Source organism: Streptomyces sp. NPDC006798, assembly GCF_040635975.1.
Lineage (GTDB): Bacteria > Actinomycetota > Actinomycetes > Streptomycetales > Streptomycetaceae > Streptomyces.
In genome coordinates this window covers 1-20,384 of record NZ_JBEYIS010000091.1, presented here as the reverse complement: position 1 = coordinate 20,384, position 20,384 = coordinate 1, and the positions used below count along the sequence as shown (strand labels likewise).

Genomic DNA, 20,384 nt, shown 5'->3' with positions numbered 1-20,384 from the left:
CCACCCGCGCCACCCGGACACCGAGCCCCTTTTCACCCCGCCCGGTCCCAGCGCGCCCCGGCCGCCCCCAGCAGCCGGGCGATTCGCTCCGCCGCATCAGCGGACAGCATGACCGACAGCCGACCCGAACCATCCGGCCCGGCATCCGCCCGCCACGAAAGGCCAGCCGCGTCCACCCCGGCCGCCGCCAAAGCGCTTTCCAACGCCTGTCCGGCATCCCGGGCCCGCCGCCAGCCGCCCACGTAGTCGACCCCGTCCACCCACACCACATCGTCGGGGTCGAACGACTCCGCGTAGTGCCCCGTTTCCTCCGGGCGGCTCATGATCGAATCCTTCCCCGTTGCCCAACATGCCTACCGACATGTGCCGTTGTGGCCAGGGCACGGCGAGTACCCCGGTACCATCGGCACCGGGGTCCCTAGTGGATCACCAGCCGGACCACCCACACAGCTGCCAGGCGAAGGGGTGGTCCGGCCTATTTCCGACCCTCCCCAAAGGGTCGAAACTGATGGGTCATCACGGGTGAGGAGTACTCATCACGGCGACCGGAATGAAGACCGCGTAGCAGAACACCACCAGCAGAAACACACATAGACGCTGCCGCATCAGACACCCCCCTCCACAGCTCCATCGGAGCGCCGGGCGACGCAGGCGCGTCGGTTACGGCAGAACACGTAGACCAACTGCCGGACACCGCCGGAACGTCGGGGAACCAACACGCCAACGGCCCGTAACTCAGAGGCGACCACCTGACAACGGCAGGCGTCGCACGGGTACACCAAACCTCCGCTATCCACCGGCACACCCCGAGTGACCAGGCTTGCCAGCAGGGCAGGCGAAGGCTCCCGAGCACGGGGGGAGGGTCCCGTCCACCCTGCCAACCAGGGGGAGGAAGATCACCGGACGCACGATCCATTGCGCGGCAACGGCGGGACTCCGAACCGAGAAGAGGGCCGCGTGCCCGTGTTCCAGTCGGCCCGCCGCCCAGCTCCAGTAGCGGTCATCCGGGGCCGTCACCTCCGCCGATTCGGAGGCGTTCGCCAAAGCCTCCGACGCCATCCGATGGAGCGGGCGGACCCAGGCCACCGCCTCACCTGCGGACAGCGCGTCGTACGACGCAACCAATTGGGCATCCTCACCCGCTGTCTGCGTCGCGAACTCCGCCCAGAACCCCCGATACGGAGGTGGGCCGCTGATTCCGCCGGATGCCGGTTGGGCACCAGCGGCATCCGGAGGGGCCGGAGCCGCACGAGGCGAACCATTCGCCGCATCGCGCGGAGGCTCCGAACGTGTGTTTCCTTCCACCGCCTTGTCACCCGACATTGGCAACACCCATTCGCTAGCTGTAGCCGGGGGATAGCCCCACGAGTTCCCTAGGTTGGTGGCTGACTGCACGCATGCCGATACGCCGGGCGTATGGCCACGGCGTATCGTCTATGTATGACCAACCAAGGAGCATGGACGGACGCCCGGTTACGGGCAGCGTGGGCGTCGGGAGACTGGTCGAACATCTTTCGGGAGTACCGGCGCGCGAGCGGAGTTTCACAGCTAGCGCTTGGTTCGCTCGTCGGTATGCCTCAGTCGCATGTGTCCTTGATTGAGAACGGCAAACGACAGGTCACCAGCGCCGACGTGATTTCGCGAATCACAGAAGGGCTTGACGTGCCAAACGAGTTGCGCGGACTACCAGGACCCCCGGATCCGGAGGGTGTGGAGTGGGGGCCGAACGCCGAACTCAACGAACGAATCGCCCGTGCGCACAGCAGAGGGCGGGTTGACGTTCGGTCGGCCGACTGGATAGCACGCGTCCTTGCCGAACACCGGCGCGCAGAGGACATGATTGGCGGCAAGGAGCTGTGGCCGGTGGTGCGATCGCAACTCGACGCCGTGACACGCCTACTGCCCCTTGCCTCAGGACCCGTCGCGGACAAGCTATTGATCCTTGCGGGTGAACATGCGCACTGGCTGTCTTGGGTGGCAGCGGGGGAAGGCCGTCGAGGCGCGGCTGTCGCTTGGCTGGATCTGGCGAACGGTTGGGCTTTGGACGCAGGATCCGCAGATCTGGCGTCATGGATCACTCGTGTCCGTTCCTACTACACCTTGAACAACGGCGATCCAATCCGCGCGCTCAGGATCGCCGAGGCTGCACGACGCTCATCCGGCGACCTTTCGCCCGCCGCATCCTCGATCGCTCTGCACGCAACCTCCCTTGCGCTAGCAGCCGTTGGCGATCGGGATACAGCCCGCAGGCTGTCCCAGGAGGCATACACCAAGGCCCTTGAGGCACCGGACGAAGGCGACCGGCCCGGGTGGCTGTACTGGCTCGACCCGGTCCGCGCGAAGCTGAATCTAGGCGAGGCGGCTCACGCTGCCCGGGATTGGTCTGTCGCGGCTGACGCCTTCCGCGAAGGCTTGGCAGGCTTGGACGGGTACCCGCGTGACCAGGAGTTTTACGCCGCCCGCCTTGCGGAAGCCCGCCAGCGCAGTTGAGCAACATGGCCCCCTGAAGCGTCGTACCTCAGGGGGTCTCCAAACATACATCTGCGCATGTGTTGCTAGGCATAGACATAATGCTGGTACGGCCGGGGGAGCGCGGCCGGTGCGAGGGTCATACGGCGGTCTCCGGCGGTGCGGGGAGAGCGGCCGCGCGGGCCGGGGGCTCCAGGAAGAAATGGGCGTACGGCACGGTCCACACGGCCTCGTGTCCCAGCCGGTGACCGGTGTAGCCGTCGTCCCCGTAGGCGGTGCCGTGGTCGGAGCAGACGATCGCGAAACAGCGGCGGCGGCTCGCGGCGGCGGCGAACAGCCGGCCGATGTGCCGGTCCACGTACTCCAGCGCCGCCGCGTGCGTGGCGCGCGAGTCACCGGCCTCCCGGGTGGCGCCGGGCAGATGGAACCAGTTCGGCTGGTGCAGCGACGGGACGTTGACGAAGAGGAAGAGCCGCTGCTCGCGGGGGAGCCCGGCGACGATCTCCGCCGCCCGGTCGACCTGCGAGGCGAACGAGGTCGGCGAGGCCACCCCGAACTCGGGCTCCCAGTGGCTCTCCTGGAAGAAGCCGGGCAGTACGGAGCCGAGCGGCCCCTGCCGGTTGAAGAAGCCGACCCCGCCGATACAGACCGTGCGATATCCGGCGGCGGCCAGACCCGACACCAGATCGGGGGTGTCGAAGACATAGGTGTCCCCGGCGGTCGTCTCACTGCCCGCGAACCGGGCCGCGAACAGCCGGGGATGCGGACCCGGGGCCGCCGGGGTGGGCAGAAACCCCGCGAACATCGCCTGGTGGGAGGCGTAGGTGAAGCTGCCGGGCGCATGCCGCCGCTCCCAGCGGCCCCCGGGCAGATGACGGGCCAGACGCGGGATCCTGCCCTGCTCCGCCAGCTCCTGGGCCACGTCGTACCGCAGGGTGTCGAGGGTGACCAGGAGCAGATCGTCCCGGCCGACGACCTCGTTCATATCGGGATCCGGGAATCCGGCGGAACCCGGCACCCCGGTCCCGGGCTCGCGGGACCCGGCGGACCCGGGCACGGGTTCCGGGGGCCCGTCGGTTCGCGACAGCGGCCCGGGGGCGGTGTCAGGCTTCGGCACGTTCGTTCCTTGCTCTCGGTGCTGTACTCGGTGGTGCGACCGCCGCCGACGGCGATGCGGTACGGGCGGTCGCGGGCGGGACGCCCCGCGCGGCCCGGGCCCGGACGGCGGCTATCTGCGCCCCGTAGGTGTCCAGGCCCTCGGCACCGGAGCCGGGTAGCCCGGTGAGCCCCGGCAGCAGATCGCCGAAGGCGTTCACCTCCCCGACGGAGAACCGCCGCCAGTCCCGCAGCGGCAGCAGATCGACCCCGACCCGCAGCGCCGAGGGGAAGAGGGCCGCCGCCCGCTCGCAGATCGCCAGCGCCTCGTCCCAGTCGCCGCCCGCGCGCCCGATCGCGGCCCGGGCCGCGACCAGATCGCCCCGCGCGCCGCCCAGATGGAGATTGGTCATCGGTGACCGGCTGGTCCGCAGGACCGCGTGACCGGCCCGGCCGTCGGTGACGACGATCCGCAGATCGGCGCTCCGCCGGTCCTGGGTCGCCTTCGGCAGCCACCGCTCGATATGCAGCCCGTCCGGGGCGAGGGTGTCCACGATCGCCGCGATCTCGGCCTCGTCGGTGTAGTGCCGCACCCGGAGGGAGTTGAAGAGCCGGCCGCGCTCGTCGCGCTCGACGGACGTCGTCGCCCGCACCCGGCCCCCGCCCGCGGTCTCCACCGCGAGCACCCCCGAGGCCGACGAGCCGTGCGCGAGCTTGACGAAAACCCGGTGCATCCCGGCGTCCCGGGCCAGTGCCCGGACGTCGTCCCAGCCGTGGACCGGCGGAGCCCCCGGACCCGACGTCGGGGACTCGGGCACCGGTATCCCGGCCTCCCGCAGCACCCCGTGGCAGAGCCGCTTGTCGAACAGCACGGCCAGCTCCGCCGGATCGTCCAGCGGGACGGCGCCCGCCGCCGTCACGGCGGCGGACACCTCACGGACCGCGCCGACGAACCGCCCGTACCAGCGGGCCGTGCCCTCCACCCGGGCCGGATCGTCACCGCCGCGCAGCACCCCGTCCACATAGGGGTCCTCGCCGGGCGAGTCGATCCGCACCCACTCGCCGGGCCGGAACTCGGCCCGGCCGCGCAGGACCAGGATCCAGGGCACCACCCGGACCGGCGGCAGCCCGGCGGCCCGGGCCGCCGCCGCGAAGAGATCCGCCCGGCGGCTCTCGGCATGGGCGACCACGGCGAGCCGGGGCGGCGGGGCGGACGTCGTCGCGGTCATGGCGTCATTCGCCCACGGAGACGTAGCGGTTGTCCCAGTCCCCGTCCTGGTCCCACTCGTCGAACATGCTCTCGTCGAGGTTCAGCTCGACGCCGCTGCCCTCCAGGGCGGCGGTCACCCGCTGCTCCATCGGCTCGGAGAGATAGTGGTAGGAGAGGTCGAGCCGCTTCAGATGCGTCAGCGGCTGCCCCTCCAGCAGGGCCTGGGCGCCCTCGTCGCTGAGGGTGCCCATCGACAGATCGAGCACCTCCAGCCGGGCGACCACGGGCGCGCCCGCGAAGGCCGCCGCGATCTGGTCCTGCATATCGCTGTTGTGCAGCGCCAGATGGCGCAGCTTCGGCAGCCGGGCCCCGGTCAGGAACGGCTCCAGGTCCTCGATCGCGGTCGTCGCCCCGTACTCCGACGTCCCCAGCCAGAGGTCCAGCGTCTCCAGCGCCGGGAAGTCCGAGGCGGCGACGGACCGGACGACCTCGGCGTCGAGGCCGCCCGTCTCGATCTCCAGCCGCCGCAGCGACTCGTGCCGGACCGGCTTCAGCTCCAGGCCCTGACCGCCGCGCGCCCCGAACTCCTCCAGCCCCGGGAAGGCCGTCAGCAGCGGGGTGAGCGAACCCTGGTTGATCCAGGAGATCTCGCACTGGTCGGACGATATGTCGCCGACGAAGAGCGACCGCAGCTCGGGGAACCGGTCCGCCGCGCCGGCCAGTGCCTCCACCACCGGGTCCGGGCCGGTGTCGTAGACGTCCGACCAGGCGCCCACGATCAGGGCGCGGACCCGGGACGGATCGACCACCGTCAGAAAACGGGCGAACTCGTCCTCCCACTCCACCTTGCTCTCGTAGGCTTCCACGGCGATCCGCCAGGCCACCGATTCGGCCGTCGGCAACGCGACCTCGGTGCCCGCGTCGGGGAAGTCGAAGACGGGCAGGCCGAACAACTCCTGCAAATCGCTCATGGAAGAACTCCAGACACCGAGGGTGGTCGATCGCGTGATCGGTTCGATGGGGAGAAGTTGTACCAAGCGCCACTGACAACCGCCCGACGGGGGTGGTCGCACCGTCGCGCGGCCCGGCGCCGGCGCGCACACCGGGCGGCCGCCCGGGCCGAGGTCGGGGCGGGGCCGGGGCCGTGATCCGGGGCGATTGTCAGACCCTCCCCCTAGCGTTCAACTCAGTTCGCCGCACTCGGCGTCGAACGACGAGGGGAGAGCCATGTACCGGCAAGGAGACGTGCTGATCGCGCCCGTCGCCGAGGAGTCCGTCCCGGCCCATCTCGCCGAGGCCCCGGCCGAACCGCGGGACTCCCGCGGCCGGATGGTGCTGGCGCTGGGCGAGGTCACGGGCCACGCCCACGCGGTGCTCGGCGGGGGACGGCTGGTCCGCGAGCCGGGGCCGTTCGGGCCGCTCGTGCTCCATCTGCCCCAGGGCGGCAAGGTCGTCCACGAGGAGCACGCCGCCATCGACCTCCCCCGAGGCTGGTACCGGATCATTCGCCAGCGCGAGTATCTGCCGGGCGCGGTACGCATCGTCGCGGACTGACCGCGATCCACCCGCGCGGCAGCCCGGATACCGGCACCCCGCGCGACGGCGGTCCGGTCCGGGAAGGCCGGAGCGCGACAGCGTCATGAGCACCACAGCACGACAGCACCACAAGCGGTAGCAGGAACACGGGAACAGCGGAGCGAACGAGAGTCGGTCCCGGGCCAGGGCCGGGCGACAGGGACGGGGAGAGACCGATGCTTCAGGTCGAGTACATCGAGGACACCGACATCATGGGCAAGTGGCGGGCGATCGCGGCGGCGACCGGACCCGCGGACCGGGCCGCGGCCGAGGACGGCGTGCGCCGCGCCTACCGCGACGCCGGACTGACCGCGCCGGAGCGGATCGTCTGGGCGGGATCACCGCTGGAGGCGGTGGTCCTGCTCCGGACGCTCGGCGACGAGCCGGGCCCCTCGGTACGGGACCGGGTCCGCACCCGGCCCTGGGCGGACGAGCGCCGCCGGGTCCACGACGAACTGGGCCCCGGGGGCTGGACCGAGCTGTGGAGCGCGACCGGCGCCCGGCTCTGGGACACCACCCGCGCCCTCGCCGACCGTATCCGGGCCGGGATCCTGGAGCGGCTCGCGGAGGGGATCGAGGGCGACGAGGAGCACATACTCCAGCAGGCCCTCCGGGATCTGGAGACCGAACTGCGCCAGCTCCTCCTCGACGCGGTCCTCGGCCAGCACGACGCCGCCTGGCTGGCCGCCTTCGACGGCCGCAGCGACCGGCTCGCCCCGCTGGCGGACATCGCCGCCACCGCGGGCTGGTGGTGGCCGTACGAGAAGACCGCGGTGATCTGCGAGCGGCCCGTCGAACTCCACCGCGACGAGGCCGGACGGCTCGACAGCGGCTCCGGACCCGCCCTGCTCTTCCCCGACGGCTTCGCCCTGCACGCCTGGCGCGGCATGCCCGTGCCCGCCGCCTTCCTGGACGAACTGACATCGCTCGACCCGGCCCGGATACGGGACGAGGAGAACGCCGAGCTGCGCCGCGTCATGCTGGAGTTCTACGGGTACGACCGCTATCTCGCCGAGTCCGGCGCGAAGCCCGTGCACCGCGACGAGACGGGTGTCCTGTGGCGGATCCCGATGACCGGCGACGAGGACGTGGCCATGGTCGAGGTGGTCAACAGCACCCCGGAGCCGGACGGCAGCCACAAGACGTACTGGCTGCGGGTGCCCCCGCGCACCACGACCGCCAAGGAAGGCGTCGCCTGGACCTTCGGTCTGGGGGAGGGGGAGTACGAGCCGCTGCGCCAGACCTGAGGGCCCGGCCGGGATCCGGCCCGCCCGGCGGTGGGCCGGGGTGAGGCGCCGGGGGCGGGCCAGGCAGGGCCGGGGCGTCAGCCGGAGGTGTGCCGCCGGAGCCGGTGGCGTACCGCGCGCTGGCCCAGCGGGCCCAGCTCGTCGAGGACGGCGGCGAGTTCCGCGAGCCGTGCCAGCGCGTCGAGGGCCCGGTCCGCGCCGTCCGGATCGACGCCCTCGTACAGCTCCAGACCGACGAAGGCGGCCGAGACCGCCCGGGCCAGTCCGGGCGGGTCGGCGAACTCGCCGAGCGGGGTCTCGCGCAGTACCCGGACGAGCACCTTCTCGATCTCGTTGATCCACAGCTCCAGACCGGCCGAGGTGGCGGGACCGAGCCGGGGCTGGGTCTGGGCACCGGCGAGCAGCTGGGCGAGGGCGGCGACACCGCCGTGCTCCCGCTCCTCCCGGTGCATCTCCCGCCCGAAGGCGAGCAGTTCGGCGAGGGAGCCGACGGAGTCGAGCCGGGGCCGGTAGCGCTCGACGCGCTGCCGGGCGCCGTGCCGGCACGCCTCCGCCAGCAGTTCGTCCACCGAGCCGAAGTGATAGAAGACCAGGGCCTGGTTGACCCCCGCGGCGGCGGCGATGTTCCGGGCCGACGCCTTGGCGATGCCGTGTTCCGTGAGGGTGCGCAGCGCGCCCTCCAGCAGCTTCACCCTGGTCTCCTGGCTCACGCCCGTATCTCCTCGCGTACCGGGCGCAGCCCGGCGCGCACCCCGGACGAGCCTATGTCCTGATAGGTGGCGGTGAACGAGCCCTCGTAGCCGAAGAGGGGTCCGAATCGCCGGTTGGTCACCCGGACCCGGATCCGGAACCGGTCCGTGGTGTCGTCGTACGACTCCCGTACCTCGGCGTCGGCGCCGATCAGCTCGGGTACCCGGACGTCGACCGGTCCCTCGCGGAAGCGGTGGGACCAGGCGCGGATCAGCAGGGAGCCGTCCGGTTCGGCGCTGGGCAGCAACTCGGAGGCGAGATGCTGATGGGTGCCGAGATAGTCCAGGACCCGGTCGCCCCGGGGATCGAGGACCATGGTCGCGTCGAACCGGCGCGGGCCGCGGGGGAAGGCGAAGGTCCGTACGAAGGTGACGGTCTCACGGCCGAAGGAATCGAGGTACGGCACGTTCTCGATCACGAACGGGATCCGGCGGCCGGTGCGCGGCAGCAGGATGTGCCGGCTCGCCCCCAGTGCGAGGAACGGTTTCAGCAGGGGTGCGACGAGTGGGGAGCCGCCGTGCCAGATCCGGTCCATGACCCCCCGGCCGGTGCAGGACTCGCCACTGTCGAGTCCGACGGAGAACCGGCGGCGCAGGGCGGGATGGAGCCGTTCGAAGTCGGCGTCCCCCATGGCGGCGCGGAAGATCGAGGTCATGGCGCTCCAATGAGGTGAGCAGGGCGGGGTCGCGGATCGGGGCGGGCGGGACGCGTCGGCAGCGGCGGGCCGACGGCGTACCGGGCAGCGGTGGTATCAGCAGGGCCGCCGCGATCGCGGCGGGGAGGGCGAAAACACCGACGAGAACGGCCGTGAGGACGACGGAACCCAGCCGGACGAGGACGTCGGCGACCGAGCGCGCCAGGGCGCGTTCGGGGCTGACACCCCGTTCGCACCAGAGCCTGAGCCGGTCGAAGGACCATGCGGTGGCCCGGCCGAGCAGAGGCCGGCAGACCAGCCGGTCGACGGCCCGCCCGAACCGGCCCCACGGCGGCCGGTAGTCGTAGCCGGTGAGGAAGCGGATTCCGTCCGGTGTGGGGACATAGCGCCAGTAGCCGCTGCCCTCCCGGATCGGGGAGAGCGGATGCGGGGAGGCGAACCGGAGCGCCGAGACCCGTCCTCCGTCGGGCCGTAGCCGTTCACCGGCGCTGACGCCGGTGCCGCTGATGGTGAGGAAGGGCAGGACGCGGGTGGCGTACCGGAAGCGCCGGGGCGCGTCCGGCGGTCCGGGCAGCGGATCGATCCGGGTGAACCGGACGTCCCACCGCCCATGCTCGTCCGGCTCCTGGGTCCGGTCCCAGAGCGTCTCCATATCGGTCCGGATCAGTGTCTCGACATAGAGACCCATGACCGTTCTCCCCTCGTCAAGGAGTCGTTTGAGCGAGTGCTCAAAAGGACCGTAGCGAGGTTTGAGCGATCGCTCAAGCAGGTGCTCTGCTGGCAGGGGCATGACAAGCATGTCGGGCCGTGTGAACGCGGAGAAGGCGGAGGGCGGTCAGCTGAGGGCTTCGGTCAGCGCCGCGCGCTCCAGACCGAGTTCACGGGCGAGCGCCTCGTCCGTCCACTCCAGCATCGCCGCCCGGGAGAGCGAGCCCGCGTACGAGGTCATCTGGACGGCGAGTCCGTCCAGGAAGGCCGTCAGCCGCCAGGCCGCGGCCGCCGGATCGGGGCACGGGAACTCGCCCGCGGCCGCCCCTTCGGCGATGACCTCCGTGAGCGCGGCCTTCCACTGCTGGTCGAGATCGCGGGCGACCTCGCGCAGGGCGGGCTCGCGCAGCGACACCGCCCAGCCCTCGATCCAGAGCCGCCAGCCCTTGGCGGGCCCGGTGGGCGCGTACCAGCGGACCGCGGTCCGCAGCCGCCGCACCGCCGACGTCCGGCGGCCCAGCAGCTTGCGCAGATGGGCGAGATCGGCGTCGGCGGCATGGGTGAACGCCGCCGCGACGAGCTTCTCCTTGGTGGAGAAGTGGTACAGGACCAGGGCGTTGCTCACCCCGAGGGCGGCGGCGACATCGGCGATCCGCACCTCGGCGGCGCCCCGTCGCTGAATCTGCTCGACCGCGGCGTTGAGGAGGTCCTCACGCCGCTGCGCCACGCTCAACCGGACTCTTGCCACGGTCTCAGCCTACACAGCGGATCTTGCCCCGGCCGGGGTGCGGGTCGCCCTCCGGCCATCCGCGGAAGCTTCGGCTCCGGGGGCAACTCCCGTCGTCGCGGCCGGGGTCGGGCCGGTCCGGAGCGGAACGCGGGAACGGCCGCCCGGCGGGCGGCGGCGGGTCGCTTCAGCAGGAGCCGCCGAAGCGCTCCGCGATCAGCGGGAGGCGCTCCGCGACGATCGCGTGGGCCGCCGCGCGGGGCGTCGTGCCGTCGGCCTCGGCCCGGGCGAGCATCGCGCCCACCAGCTCCCGCATCGAGCCGCGGAGGCGGGTGAACGCCTCGTCCGCGTCCGCGCCGATATCGCCGAAGAGGGTCCACCACCACCAGGCGTTCGTCCCGGAGTTGACCACCACGTCCGGCAGGACGGTCACGCCGCGCCGGGCCAGCAGCGCCTCCGCCTCCGGCAGGACCGGCATATTGGCGGCCTCGACGACCCAGCGGGCCCCGATCCGGGCCGCGTCGTCCGTATCGATCGCGTACGACACCGCCGCCGGTACGAGGACCTCGGCCGGAACCGACAGCCAGGCGTCGCCCGGCAGTTCGGTGTCGTCCGGGCGGAGCGCCGACCGGTCGACCGCGCCGTGCCCGTCCCGGGCCGCCAGAAGTGTCTCCACATCGAGGCCGCGCGGATTGGCGACGGTGCCCTTCACATCGGCGACCGCGACGATCCGCAGCCCCGCGCGGGCCAGGAAGCGGGCCGTCGCGCCGCCCATCGTGCCCAGGCCCTGGAGCGATACCCGGGTGCCCGCGTGGCCGGCGCCCGCCCGGTCGAGGGCCGTCAGAACGGCCTCGGCGACCCCGCAGCCGCCCGCCAGTTCGCCGAGGCCGATGCCGTCGACCTCCACGGCGAAGGCGGCCGCGAGCCGCCGCCGGGCCGCCGCCTCGTCGTCGAGGAGCGGATAGACGGACTGGATCGTGGAGACCAGGCCCGCCTCACGGGCGGCCCGGTCGACGGTGTCCTGGGTCAGCCCCAGATCCTCCCCGGTGGCCCACATCGTCGCCACGTACGGCCGGACGGCCCGCAGGAAGCGGACCAGGATGCCGTACGCCGCCGGATCCCGGGGGTCGCAGTCCACGCCGCCCTTCGCGCCGCCCAGCGGGATGTACCGGCCCGCCGGGGCGTCGGGGTCGTAGTGGAGGGCCTCCTTCATGGTCATTCCCCGGGCCAGCCCCGCCACCTCCCGGAGGGTGCAGCCCTGCCGCATCCGCAGCCCGCCGCTGGCCACCCCGCGGACGAGCCGGTCGACGACGAGATGCCCCTGTCGGCCCGTCACCGGATCGGTCCAGGTGAGCGACAGGAAGGGGTTTTCGGTCATGGTGAGGGCTCCAGTGACGGCGGGGCGCCGGGCGGCCGCACAACCGCCCGACTGAATCGCCGTTCAGTATCGGAAGCCCTGCCGACGCGTGTCAATGCGATTGCCGTGCCACCGTGCGAGGGGCGGCCTGACCGGCGCGGACGGCCCCGGCGGTCCCGGTCGCGCCTGCCCGGCCGCCCGCCCGCACCCGACCGGTGCCGCCCCCGCCCCCGCTCCTCCGAAGCTCCTTCGAACCCCCGGGAAAATCGCGACCCCCCGCCCCACCAGCGGGTTCCCCGGGCCCGGCGCCGTAAGAGCCGCCCGTGCGGCGGATTCCCACCCCCCACTGTCGTCCCCTCGGCACATAATGAAGAGGATCCCGAGACCAGGAGGTGCCGTGTCCGGAGCCGGCTCACCCCGTACGCTGCGAACCCGGCTGCGCGCGCTGCGCACCGAGGCGTTCGGCGCGGACCCCGCCGGAGCACGGCTGGAGCGGATCCATCGCTCGCCCCACTTCGAGAACGGGTCCTTCCGCAACCCCGTGGGGGCCAGGACCCGGCCGTCCGGCGCCTCCATGATGGAGATGGCCAAGATCTACTTCGACAAGGAGGCGCGGGCCCGCAGAGCCCCCGCCGGGCCGATCCCGCTCCACCCCGCGACCGCCGCCGACCTGGCCCGCCCGCCCGCGACCGGGCTCCGCCTGACCTGGATGGGACACTCCAGCGTCCTGGCCGAGATCGACGGCCGCCGGATCCTCTTCGACCCCGTCTGGGGCGACCGCTGCTCTCCCTTCGCCTTCGTCGGCCCCCGGCGGCTGCACCCGGTGCCGCTGCCGCTCGCCGCGCTCGGCCCGGTGGATGTCGTCGTGATCTCCCACGATCACTACGACCATCTGGATCTGCCCACGATCAAGGCGCTGGCCTCGACAGACACGGTTTTCGCGGTACCCCTCGGGGTCGGCGCCCATCTGGAGCGCTGGGGCGTCCCGGCCGCCCGGCTGCGGGAGCTGGACTGGCACGAGTCGACCGAGATCGCCGGGGTCCGGCTGACCGCCACGCCCGCCCGGCACTTCTGCGGTCGCGGTCTGCGCAATCAGCAGCACACCCTCTGGGCGTCCTGGGTGGTCGCCGGGTCGGAACACCGGATCTACCACAGCGGGGACACGGGCTACTTCGACGGCTTCCGCGATATCGGTACCGAACACGGCCCCTTCGACGCCACCATGATTCAAATCGGGGCATATTCGGAGCATTGGCCCGATATCCATATGACTCCCGAAGAGGGTATGCGCGCCCATCTCGACCTTCAGCGGGGCGAACCCGCCGGAGTGATGCTCCCGATCCACTGGGCCACCTTCAACCTCGCCCCGCACCCCTGGTCGGAGCCCGGCGAGGGGACCGTGAGCGCCGCCGCCCGCGAGGGCGCCCGGCTCGCCCTGCCGGTGCCGGGCCGCCCCTTCGAGCCGACCGGCGGCGACGTGCCGGGCGAGCCCTGGTGGCGGCCCGTCGCCCGGCTGTCCGCCGAGGCCGGCCCCACCGTCGCGGCCGAGCTGCCCGATCCCGTACGAAGCCCGGCCCCCGGAGGCCGTACGCCGGGCGCGGACAGCCCCGAGGTCGCCCCCACGGCCTGAGGCCGCCGGGCCGCTCCGGCCCCCGCGCCCTGCGGTCGGCGCGGGCCGCGGCCGTTCCGCCGCCGGGTTCTCCCGCCCGCCCGGTCGCCCGGCCGGGTTTTTCGCCTCGTCCGAGTGAGTCACACTCCGTGACGAATCCCGGGCCCGAGCGCCGGGCCGTCGGGGGTGCCCCGGGCGGTGGCCGTACGGCCCGTACCCCGACCGCGGCCCGGGGCGTACGCGCCCCCGCCGCCCGCACCCCGTCCCGGCGACGGCGTCTCCCGTCCCCGTGGGGCATCCCACCGGCCCCGGGATCCCGGGCTTTCGCGTACGCCCACGGGCGCGCGACCCCCGGCGCTCCCGCGGGCCGCCCCACGCGCCCATGCTTCCGGCATGTGCCCCGCGCGCCGGGCGCCGCCCCCCTCGCGCCCCCGCGGCCGGAATCGGGCTGGGGTGCGAGCCCTCATCCAGGAGCGGGACGAAAGCCGGGCAAGTTCGGCAACTGCCCGTCGCGCCCACCCCCATGGCGACTACCGTGTGTCGCCGGTGATCAACACCGTGTACCGGCCGGCCCGGGGCGTCGTACCCCGCCGAACGGCCGTACACGGGACCGGACCACCGCACACAGCTCCCAGTACGCGGTACGCCGGGCCCTGGGGAACCACGCACCGAGGACCACCGATGTCTCAACTACGCGCACCCGCCCCCCGGCCCGACCGCCCCACCGACGGCGGGCGGCCCGGCGGGCCGGACGACCGGCCGGTACCACCGCCCGGCGGACGGCGTCCGGCGCGAGGGAAGCGGCCCCGCCCCGGCGTCCGGCTCCGCCCCCGGCTGCTGCGCACCGCGGTCCTCCCCACCCTCACCGCCGCGCTGAGCGGCGCCACCGCCGTCGCCTTCACCGTCCAGACCACCGGCCCCCGCCACTCGACCGTCCTGTGGGCCGTCCTCGCCGCCTCCGCCGTCCTGGCCATGGCCTCCGTCGTGGCCGCGGCCATCTGCGCCGACCGGCTGGCCGGAACGGTCCTGTCCCGCACCGCCCGGCTGCGCCGGACCGTCGAACGGGAGCGAGCCGGACTGGCGGCCGCGGTCGAGGCCATCCGGCGGGGCGAGGGACCGGCCCCCGCCCGCGCCCCGGCCGACGCCGACCCGCCCGACGGGGACGAGCTGGATCTGCTCGCCCGCGAACTCGGCCGGTTCCGCGAGCACGCCGTCGCCGCAGTCGTCCAGGCGTCCCGGCTCTCCACCAGCGTCGGCAACGAACAGAAGGTCGAGGTCTTCGTCAATCTCGCCCGGCGGCTCCAGTCCCTCGTCCACCGCGAGATCCAGCTACTCGACGAGCTGGAGAACGAGGTCGAGGACCCCGAACTCCTCAAGGGCCTCTTCCACGTCGACCACCTCGCCACCCGGATCCGGCGCCATGCCGAGAACCTGGCCGTGCTCGGCGGCGCGGTCTCCCGCCGCCAGTGGTCCAACCCCGTCACCATGACCGAGGTCCTGCGGTCCGCGATCGCCGAGGTCGAGCAGTACCCCCGGGTCAAGCTGGTGCCCCCGGTCGACGGCACCCTCCGGGGCCACGCCGTCGCCGACGTCATCCATCTGCTGGCCGAACTCGTGGAGAACGCGACCCTCTTCTCCGCCCCGCACACCCAGGTACTGCTCCGCGCCCAGTACGTCACCGCGGGGCTCGCCGTCGAGGTCGAGGACCGCGGGCTCGGAATGCCCGCCGACGAACAGGCCGCGATGAACGCCCTGCTCGCCGACCCCGACCAGGTCAATGTGGCCCATCTCCTCCAGGACGGCCGGATCGGCCTCTTCGTCGTCTCCGCCCTGGCCCGCCGCCACGGCATCGCCGTATGCCTGCGGAGCAATATCTACGGCGGCGTCCAGGCCGTGCTCGTCCTGCCCCGGGGCCTGCTCGGCACCGACCCCGAAGGGCTGGGGGTGACCGGCGCCCTGGACACCGCCGCCTCCGGCCGCACCCGCCGCGCTCGTACGGTTCCGGACGCCCCGGCCCCCGGAGCCGTACCCTCCGGGGCCGTACCGGCCGAAACCGTACGAGCGCCCGGAACCGTTCCGGCGCCCGCCCGTACCGCGGGGCCCGGATACCGGCGCCCCCACCCCCACCCCCGCCCCCAGCCGCCCGGCCCCCTGCCGGTCCGCTCCGACGACCCCGGCCGTCCCAATCCGGCCACCGTCGCCCTGCCGAGGACGACCCCTCGCCCCCGGGCGCCCGAGCCGGACCCGGAGCCGTACCGGACCCCCGGGGCGTACGAACCCCGGCCCGCGCCCCGCCATGCCGCACCGGCCGACCCCGACCGGCCGCTGCTGCCCCGCCGCCGGGTCCAGGAACACCTGGTACCCCAGTTGCGGACGCCCCCGACCCCCCGGGAACCCGACGACAACACGGTCCACGACCCCGGACTGATGGCCGCCTTCCGGCGCGGCATCACCCTCGCCGAGGCGGCCGAGACCCAGCAGCGCCCCGACCGGCCGCACCCCGTCCCGCCGCCCGACGACCACCCGGGCACCCCGCACGCCCCCGGCGCCACCGCCGAACCGCGGCGCCGCGACACCACGACCAAGGAGTAGATGCACCATGGCGAGCGATGCGGCGAACGGCCCCGTCCCGGATCTCGACTGGCTGCTCAGCGGCCTCGTCCAGCGCGTGCCGTACACCCGGAACGCGGTCCTGCTCTCCTCCGACGGGCTGGTGCGGTCCGTCCACGGCCTCGACCCGGACGCCGCCGACCACATGGCGGCGCTCGCCTCCGGCCTCTACTCCCTGGGCCGCAGCGCCGGGGCGCGGTTCGGCGACGGGGGAGAGGTCCGCCAGGTGGTGGTGGAGCTGGACTCCACCCTGCTGTTCGTCTCCACCGCCGGATCCGGTACCTGCATCGCCGTGCTCGCGGGCCGGGAGGCGGACGCCGCCGTCCTCGGCTACGAGATGGCGATGCTGGTCAAGAGCGTACGGCCCTATCTCGTCACCCCGGCCCGGCAGCGCACCGGGATCGCCGGGGCCGTCGGTACACCGGGGCGCTGACCGTGCCGCTGCCCCTCGAAGGCCCGCTGCTGGACGATGCCGCGGGCCGGCTGATCCGTCCGTACACCGTCAGCGGCGGACGGACCCGCCCGACGGCCGCCCTGGATCTGCTCACCCTGGTCATGGCCACCGGGGCCGCCCCCGGAGACCGGGCGGGACCCGAACACGCCCACGCCCTCGCGCTCTGCCGGGGCCCGCTGTCGGTCGCCGAGCTCTCCGCCCATCTGCGGCTGCCGGTTGCCGTCACCAAGGTCGTCGTCTCCGACCTGGTCGAGGCCGGCGCGGTCACCGTGCGGGCGCCCGGCCACTACGACAATCCCACCGACCGTTCCCTGCTGGAGGCAGTGCTCGATGGCCTACGACGACGGCTGTGAACCGGACGGACGACCACGCGGGACCACCCTCCCGCCGGTCCTGACCGATCCCGCGACGCCGTATACCGTGCCGTACCCGCCGAGCCCCGGCCCGGACGCCCCCGCGGCCCGGGGCGGCGCGGTCCGCGAGGCCGGGCCCGGCGACCCCTTCCCCACCGCGCTCAAGATCCTCGTCGCGGGCGGCTTCGGCGTCGGCAAGACCACCTTCGTCGGCGCGGTCAGCGAGATCGATCCGCTGAGCACCGAGGAACTGCTCAGCCAGGCCGGAGTGGCCACCGACCACCTCGACGGAGTCGAGTCCAAGACCACCACCACCGTCGCCATGGACTTCGGCCGGATCACCCTCGACGCCCACCATGTCCTCTACCTCTTCGGCACCCCAGGCCAGGAACGCTTCTGGTTCATGTGGGACGAGCTGTGCGAGGGCGCACTCGGCGCGGTCGTCCTCGCCGACACCCGGCGGCTGGAGGACTCCTTCTCCGCGGTCGACTTCTTCGAGGCCCGGGGGATCGGGTTCGCCGTCGCCGTGAACGAGTTCGACGGGGCGTTCCGGTACGACCCCGACGAGGTGCGGGGCGCCATGGACCTCAAACCCGACGTACCGGTCGTACGGTGCGACGCCCGGATCGCCAGCTCGGGGATCGGTGCCCTGGTCACCCTGGTCCAGTACCTGCTGACCACGGCCGCCGTCCCGGCCCCCCGGCCGAGCCGCGGAGTGCCGTCGTGAGCTACCAGCCGACCAGCACCCTGCTGCTGACCCCGCTGGACCGGGAGGCCCCCGAACGCTCCCGGCGGCTGCGGGCCCTCGGCTTCGGGGACCGCCCCGACACCGCCTTCGACGCCTTCGCCGACCGGCTGGCCGATGTCTTCGCGGTCCCGTACTCCATCGTCAACTTCATCGACGAGAACCGGCAGTACTTCGCCGGACTCCACACCCCCGCGGGCACCCACACCGGCCGCCACCTGACCGCCACGGCCGCCGCGGCGGCCGGCTCACCCGGCCCGGCGGCCCGCGTGGTCGCCCGCGACCACGGCTACTGCCCCCATGTGGTGGTCCGCCGCAAGGCGCTCGTCCTGGAGGACGTCTGCGACTATCCCCGGTTCGCGGGCAACCCCGTCGTCGACGAGATCGGGGTCCGCTCCTACCTGGGCGCGCCGCTGATCGACCGCACCGGCACGGCGCTCGGCACGATCTGCGTCTTCGACACCGAGCCGAGACCATGGGGCCGGGCGGGCCTGGAACACATCAAGGCGCTCGCGGGTGAGCTGGTGGACGAGATCCACCGCCGGGAGGACGGCCTGCTCTGACACGGGTACGCCGGGGCCGCGCCCGGCCCCGGCCCGGCGCCATCCCGACCTGCCGCCATCCCCCGGTCGCACCGGGTGATATTCCGGGCGGCCGGGTGCGGCCCGTCGTACCGTCGTGCCATGGCCACCGCCGACGACGTCCGCCGGATCGCGCTCTCCCTCCCCGGCGCCGTGGAGAAGCTCGCCTGGGGCATGCCGACCTTCCGCCTCGACGGCGGCGGCCGGATCTTCGCGGCCCTCGGCGAGGACGATCAGTCGATGGGTGTGAAATGCCCCAAAGAGGACCGGGCGGAGCTGATCGCCGCCGAACCCGCGAAGTTCTTCCTCCGCCCCGGCCACGACGACAACTACGCCTGGCTACGGGTCCGGCTGGCCGCCCTGGAGGACGAGGCGGAGCTGTACGCGATCCTGCTCGACTCCTGGCGCCAGGCGGCCCCGCGCAAGCTCCTCGCCGCCCACCCCGACCTGGCCGCCCCACCGCCGTCCTGACCCTCGCCCCGCGCCCGCCGCACCACGAAAGCGGTTCGTGACCACGGCCCCGAGTACGGTATGGTTCTCATGTCCACCGGGCCGGGGGAAACCCCAGGTCAGACGGGCAACGGGACGTGGCGCAGCTTGGTAGCGCACTTGACTGGGGGTCAAGGGGTCGCAGGTTCAAATCCTGTCGTCCCGACCAGCGTTTTCGCAGGTCGCAGGCGGTATCGGAGAATTCCGGTACCGCCTTTGGGTTGTTCTCGGGGACCAATTGGGGACCACGCGGTCCGGTGATGTCTTCCGGAGGACGGCTGGACGGCGCGGCTGAGGTGGGCGGTGAGTGTGTCTACTCGGTGGTTTGGAGGAGAGCGTCGGCGAGCTGCTGGAACTGGACGTCGCGGCTGGCCTTGACCAGCACGATGTCGCCGGGCCGGAGGGTGCGCTGGAGGTCCCGGACGGTGTCCTCGTCCGCCTGGACCAGGCGCGCGATCGCCGGGACGCTGTTCCCGCCCACCGTGGGCTCGGTCGAGAGCATGGTGGTGGGGTGGACTTACTGGAAGTGAATCGGGCTCGGGCGAAGTTGGCGCTGTTCCTGGCTGATGTGTTCGCCTCGATGCCGCGGAAGGACCAGCGGGCGAAGGGCGACTGCTACCTGCGGGGGCTGATGCCGGACGGCCGCCGCAAGTCCGTCCAGGCCATGGCCTCGCGGCTGCCGGACGGCAACGAGCAGACCCCGCAGCAGTTCGTGAACCAGTCGATCTGGGACCCGGTACCGGTGCAGCGGCGGATCTGCGAGCGGATCTGCCGCTGATCGACCCGGCGGTGTGGATCATCGACGATGTGTCCGTGCCCAAGGACGGCAGGATGTCTGCCGGAGGGGCTCCGCAGTACTGCGGAGCACTCGGCAAACGGGCGAACTGCCAGGTCGCGGTCACCGTCCACGCAGCGACCGACACGGCCTCCTGCCCGCTGCAGTGGCGGCTGTTCCTGGCGTCCGGGTGGGACACGGACGACCACCGGCGCACCCAGTGCCGCATCCCGCCCGGAACCGGGCACCGGGAGAAGTGGCGCCTGGCCCTGGACATCCTCGCCACCTGGGGCATGACACCACCGGTCGTGGTGGCCGACGCCGCCTACGGCACCGCCTACGTCCTGGCCGTCCGCCCGGATGTGACGGCCCACCCCTTCGACGCACGGCCCCTCGCACCGCCCCGCAACGGACCGGCCGGCTGCCCACCCCAGCCCCGCTACCGGCAGCCCGCACCCTCGCTCGCCACGCTGGCCACCGGTCCGGGGCAGCGTGCGTTCACCACTCTGACCTGGCCACAGGGCTCACACGGACCGCTGCGCTCACGATTCGCCGCCATCCGCGTCCGGCCTGCCGGCCACGCGGTCGAGCGCCTGGTCAAAGCCGCCGCCGCCTCCACACAGGGCTGGCAGGACGGAGTCCTGCCCGACTGCTGGCTCGTGGCCGAATGGCCAACCGACGCGCCACAACCGACTGACACCACCACGTCACCCTCGTGACCGCGGCCCACGCCGTCCTCACCGAACAGCCTGCCCCCAAAAGCCCGCAGGCCGCGCTCACCCTCTACCCGGTCCTCGACACCCTCCAGAACACCCTGAACCTGCCACCAACCCCTGCCCAACAGGACACCAAGACCCAGAAAGACCTAACGGAGTCCTACTACTGATCTTTTCGTAAGTTCGGTGGGTGTGGTGGGTGGATGGTCAGGCCGGTGTGGGCGAGGAATGACCATGGCAGTCGGGGGTTGGCGTTGAT

At 72.8% G+C, this 20,384-nt stretch carries 19 protein-coding genes, 1 tRNA gene and 2 pseudogenes; 12 read left to right on the top strand and 10 right to left on the bottom strand.

The features are described 5' to 3' along the window. Positions 1–32: 32 nt before the first annotated feature. Positions 33–323, bottom strand: coding sequence for a hypothetical protein (locus ABZ714_RS33675; protein ID WP_358829175.1), 291 nt, complete (start codon positions 321–323; stop codon positions 33–35). Positions 324–1,440: 1,117 nt separating this feature from the next. Between ABZ714_RS33675 and ABZ714_RS33670 the strand changes: the two genes are divergently transcribed. After that, entirely contained in the window at positions 1,441–2,490 is a 1,050-nt protein-coding gene (locus tag ABZ714_RS33670; protein WP_358829174.1) for a helix-turn-helix transcriptional regulator, read from the top strand. Positions 2,491–2,608: 118 nt separating this feature from the next. On the opposite strand, the gene ABZ714_RS33665 is transcribed toward ABZ714_RS33670, so the two are convergent. The 3 genes from ABZ714_RS33665 to ABZ714_RS33655 all read right to left on the bottom strand — a co-directional run bounded on the left by ABZ714_RS33665 (position 2,609) and on the right by ABZ714_RS33655 (position 5,745). Continuing rightward, complete coding sequence (locus tag ABZ714_RS33665) at positions 2,609–3,454, bottom strand: STM4013/SEN3800 family hydrolase (RefSeq protein WP_358829176.1); 846 nt, start codon at positions 3,452–3,454, stop codon at positions 2,609–2,611. A 118-nt stretch (positions 3,455–3,572) separates the two neighbouring features. After that, entirely contained in the window at positions 3,573–4,793 is a 1,221-nt protein-coding gene (locus ABZ714_RS33660; protein ID WP_358829173.1) for an STM4014 family protein, read from the bottom strand. Between the two features lie 4 nt (positions 4,794–4,797). Next, positions 4,798–5,745 (bottom strand): STM4015 family protein, encoded by a 948-nt coding sequence (locus ABZ714_RS33655; protein WP_358829172.1) that lies wholly within the window; start codon positions 5,743–5,745, stop codon positions 4,798–4,800. 256 nt (positions 5,746–6,001) lie between these two features. Here ABZ714_RS33655 and ABZ714_RS33650 point away from each other — a divergent pair, with 256 nt between their 5' ends. After that, a complete protein-coding gene (locus ABZ714_RS33650; protein ID WP_358829171.1) occupies positions 6,002–6,328 on the top strand; it encodes a hypothetical protein in 327 nt (108 codons plus the stop codon). Between the two features lie 197 nt (positions 6,329–6,525). Further along, positions 6,526–7,596 (top strand): DUF6745 domain-containing protein, encoded by a 1,071-nt coding sequence (locus ABZ714_RS33645; protein ID WP_358829170.1) that lies wholly within the window; start codon positions 6,526–6,528, stop codon positions 7,594–7,596. Between the two features lie 77 nt (positions 7,597–7,673). Here the strand turns inward: ABZ714_RS33645 and ABZ714_RS33640 are convergent, their stop codons facing one another. The 5 genes and pseudogenes from ABZ714_RS33640 to ABZ714_RS33620 form a co-directional block, all read right to left on the bottom strand. Continuing rightward, complete coding sequence (locus ABZ714_RS33640; RefSeq protein WP_358829169.1) at positions 7,674–8,306, bottom strand: TetR/AcrR family transcriptional regulator; 633 nt, start codon at positions 8,304–8,306, stop codon at positions 7,674–7,676. Further along, complete coding sequence (locus ABZ714_RS33635; protein ID WP_358829168.1) at positions 8,303–9,001, bottom strand: DUF4166 domain-containing protein; 699 nt, start codon at positions 8,999–9,001, stop codon at positions 8,303–8,305. Before ABZ714_RS33635 ends, ABZ714_RS33640 begins: the two co-directional genes overlap by 4 nt. A gap of 1 nt (position 9,002) precedes the next feature. Further along, positions 9,003–9,689, bottom strand: a pseudogene (locus ABZ714_RS33630) (hypothetical protein); the annotation flags it as partial. A gap of 147 nt (positions 9,690–9,836) precedes the next feature. After that, positions 9,837–10,457, bottom strand: a complete 621-nt coding sequence (locus ABZ714_RS33625; RefSeq protein WP_358829167.1) for a TetR/AcrR family transcriptional regulator — start codon at positions 10,455–10,457, stop codon at positions 9,837–9,839. A gap of 166 nt (positions 10,458–10,623) precedes the next feature. After that, positions 10,624–11,814: a Glu/Leu/Phe/Val dehydrogenase dimerization domain-containing protein gene (locus ABZ714_RS33620; protein ID WP_358829166.1), complete on the bottom strand. Its 1,191-nt coding sequence runs from the start codon at positions 11,812–11,814 to the stop codon at positions 10,624–10,626. Between the two features lie 376 nt (positions 11,815–12,190). Here ABZ714_RS33620 and ABZ714_RS33615 point away from each other — a divergent pair, with 376 nt between their 5' ends. The 8 genes from ABZ714_RS33615 to ABZ714_RS33580 all read left to right on the top strand — a co-directional run bounded on the left by ABZ714_RS33615 (position 12,191) and on the right by ABZ714_RS33580 (position 18,803). Then, positions 12,191–13,423: an MBL fold metallo-hydrolase gene (locus ABZ714_RS33615; RefSeq protein WP_358829165.1), complete on the top strand. Its 1,233-nt coding sequence runs from the start codon at positions 12,191–12,193 to the stop codon at positions 13,421–13,423. Between the two features lie 660 nt (positions 13,424–14,083). Further along, the gene (locus tag ABZ714_RS33610) at positions 14,084–15,994 is read left to right on the top strand and encodes an ATP-binding protein (protein ID WP_358829164.1); all 1,911 of its coding nucleotides are present in this window, start codon (positions 14,084–14,086) and stop codon (positions 15,992–15,994) included. Between the two features lie 7 nt (positions 15,995–16,001). Then, a complete protein-coding gene (locus ABZ714_RS33605; RefSeq protein ID WP_358829163.1) occupies positions 16,002–16,445 on the top strand; it encodes a roadblock/LC7 domain-containing protein in 444 nt (147 codons plus the stop codon). A 2-nt stretch (positions 16,446–16,447) separates the two neighbouring features. Continuing rightward, positions 16,448–16,819 (top strand): DUF742 domain-containing protein, encoded by a 372-nt coding sequence (locus ABZ714_RS33600; protein ID WP_358829162.1) that lies wholly within the window; start codon positions 16,448–16,450, stop codon positions 16,817–16,819. After that, positions 16,797–17,546: an ATP/GTP-binding protein gene (locus ABZ714_RS33595; protein WP_358829161.1), complete on the top strand. Its 750-nt coding sequence runs from the start codon at positions 16,797–16,799 to the stop codon at positions 17,544–17,546. Before ABZ714_RS33600 ends, ABZ714_RS33595 begins: the two co-directional genes overlap by 23 nt. Then, complete coding sequence (locus tag ABZ714_RS33590; protein ID WP_358829160.1) at positions 17,543–18,127, top strand: GAF domain-containing protein; 585 nt, start codon at positions 17,543–17,545, stop codon at positions 18,125–18,127. The genes ABZ714_RS33595 and ABZ714_RS33590 overlap by 4 nt, the downstream gene beginning before the upstream one ends. A gap of 120 nt (positions 18,128–18,247) precedes the next feature. Beyond that, complete coding sequence (locus ABZ714_RS33585; protein ID WP_358829159.1) at positions 18,248–18,616, top strand: MmcQ/YjbR family DNA-binding protein; 369 nt, start codon at positions 18,248–18,250, stop codon at positions 18,614–18,616. A 110-nt stretch (positions 18,617–18,726) separates the two neighbouring features. Next, positions 18,727–18,803 (top strand) — tRNA-Pro (locus ABZ714_RS33580). 144 nt (positions 18,804–18,947) lie between these two features. Here the strand turns inward: ABZ714_RS33580 and ABZ714_RS33575 are convergent. Then, on the bottom strand, positions 18,948–19,136 hold the full coding sequence (locus tag ABZ714_RS33575; RefSeq protein WP_358829158.1) for a hypothetical protein: 189 nt from the start codon (positions 19,134–19,136) through the stop codon (positions 18,948–18,950). 9 nt (positions 19,137–19,145) lie between these two features. Between ABZ714_RS33575 and ABZ714_RS33570 the strand changes: the two are divergent. Continuing rightward, positions 19,146–20,227 (top strand): annotated as a pseudogene (locus ABZ714_RS33570) (IS701 family transposase). The last annotated feature ends 157 nt before the right edge of the window (positions 20,228–20,384 follow it).

Bases quoted from the DNA above. Each gene is read 5' to 3' on its own strand.
- ABZ714_RS33675 (WP_358829175.1), bottom strand. From the start codon at position 323: ATGAGCCGCCCGGAGGAAACGGGGCACTACGCGGAGTCGTTCGACCCC.
- ABZ714_RS33585 (WP_358829159.1), top strand. From the start codon at position 18,248: ATGGCCACCGCCGACGACGTCCGCCGGATCGCGCTCTCCCTCCCCGGC.
- ABZ714_RS33605 (WP_358829163.1), top strand. From the start codon at position 16,002: ATGGCGAGCGATGCGGCGAACGGCCCCGTCCCGGATCTCGACTGGCTG.
- ABZ714_RS33650 (WP_358829171.1), top strand. From the start codon at position 6,002: ATGTACCGGCAAGGAGACGTGCTGATCGCGCCCGTCGCCGAGGAGTCC.
- ABZ714_RS33610 (WP_358829164.1), top strand. From the start codon at position 14,084: ATGTCTCAACTACGCGCACCCGCCCCCCGGCCCGACCGCCCCACCGAC.
- ABZ714_RS33575 (WP_358829158.1), bottom strand. From the start codon at position 19,136: ATGCTCTCGACCGAGCCCACGGTGGGCGGGAACAGCGTCCCGGCGATC.
- ABZ714_RS33645 (WP_358829170.1), top strand. From the start codon at position 6,526: ATGCTTCAGGTCGAGTACATCGAGGACACCGACATCATGGGCAAGTGG.
- ABZ714_RS33665 (WP_358829176.1), bottom strand. From the start codon at position 3,454: ATGAACGAGGTCGTCGGCCGGGACGATCTGCTCCTGGTCACCCTCGAC.
- ABZ714_RS33635 (WP_358829168.1), bottom strand. From the start codon at position 9,001: ATGACCTCGATCTTCCGCGCCGCCATGGGGGACGCCGACTTCGAACGG.
- ABZ714_RS33595 (WP_358829161.1), top strand. From the start codon at position 16,797: ATGGCCTACGACGACGGCTGTGAACCGGACGGACGACCACGCGGGACC.
- ABZ714_RS33655 (WP_358829172.1), bottom strand. From the start codon at position 5,745: ATGAGCGATTTGCAGGAGTTGTTCGGCCTGCCCGTCTTCGACTTCCCC.
- ABZ714_RS33670 (WP_358829174.1), top strand. From the start codon at position 1,441: ATGACCAACCAAGGAGCATGGACGGACGCCCGGTTACGGGCAGCGTGG.
- ABZ714_RS33620 (WP_358829166.1), bottom strand. From the start codon at position 11,814: ATGACCGAAAACCCCTTCCTGTCGCTCACCTGGACCGATCCGGTGACG.
- ABZ714_RS33660 (WP_358829173.1), bottom strand. From the start codon at position 4,793: ATGACCGCGACGACGTCCGCCCCGCCGCCCCGGCTCGCCGTGGTCGCC.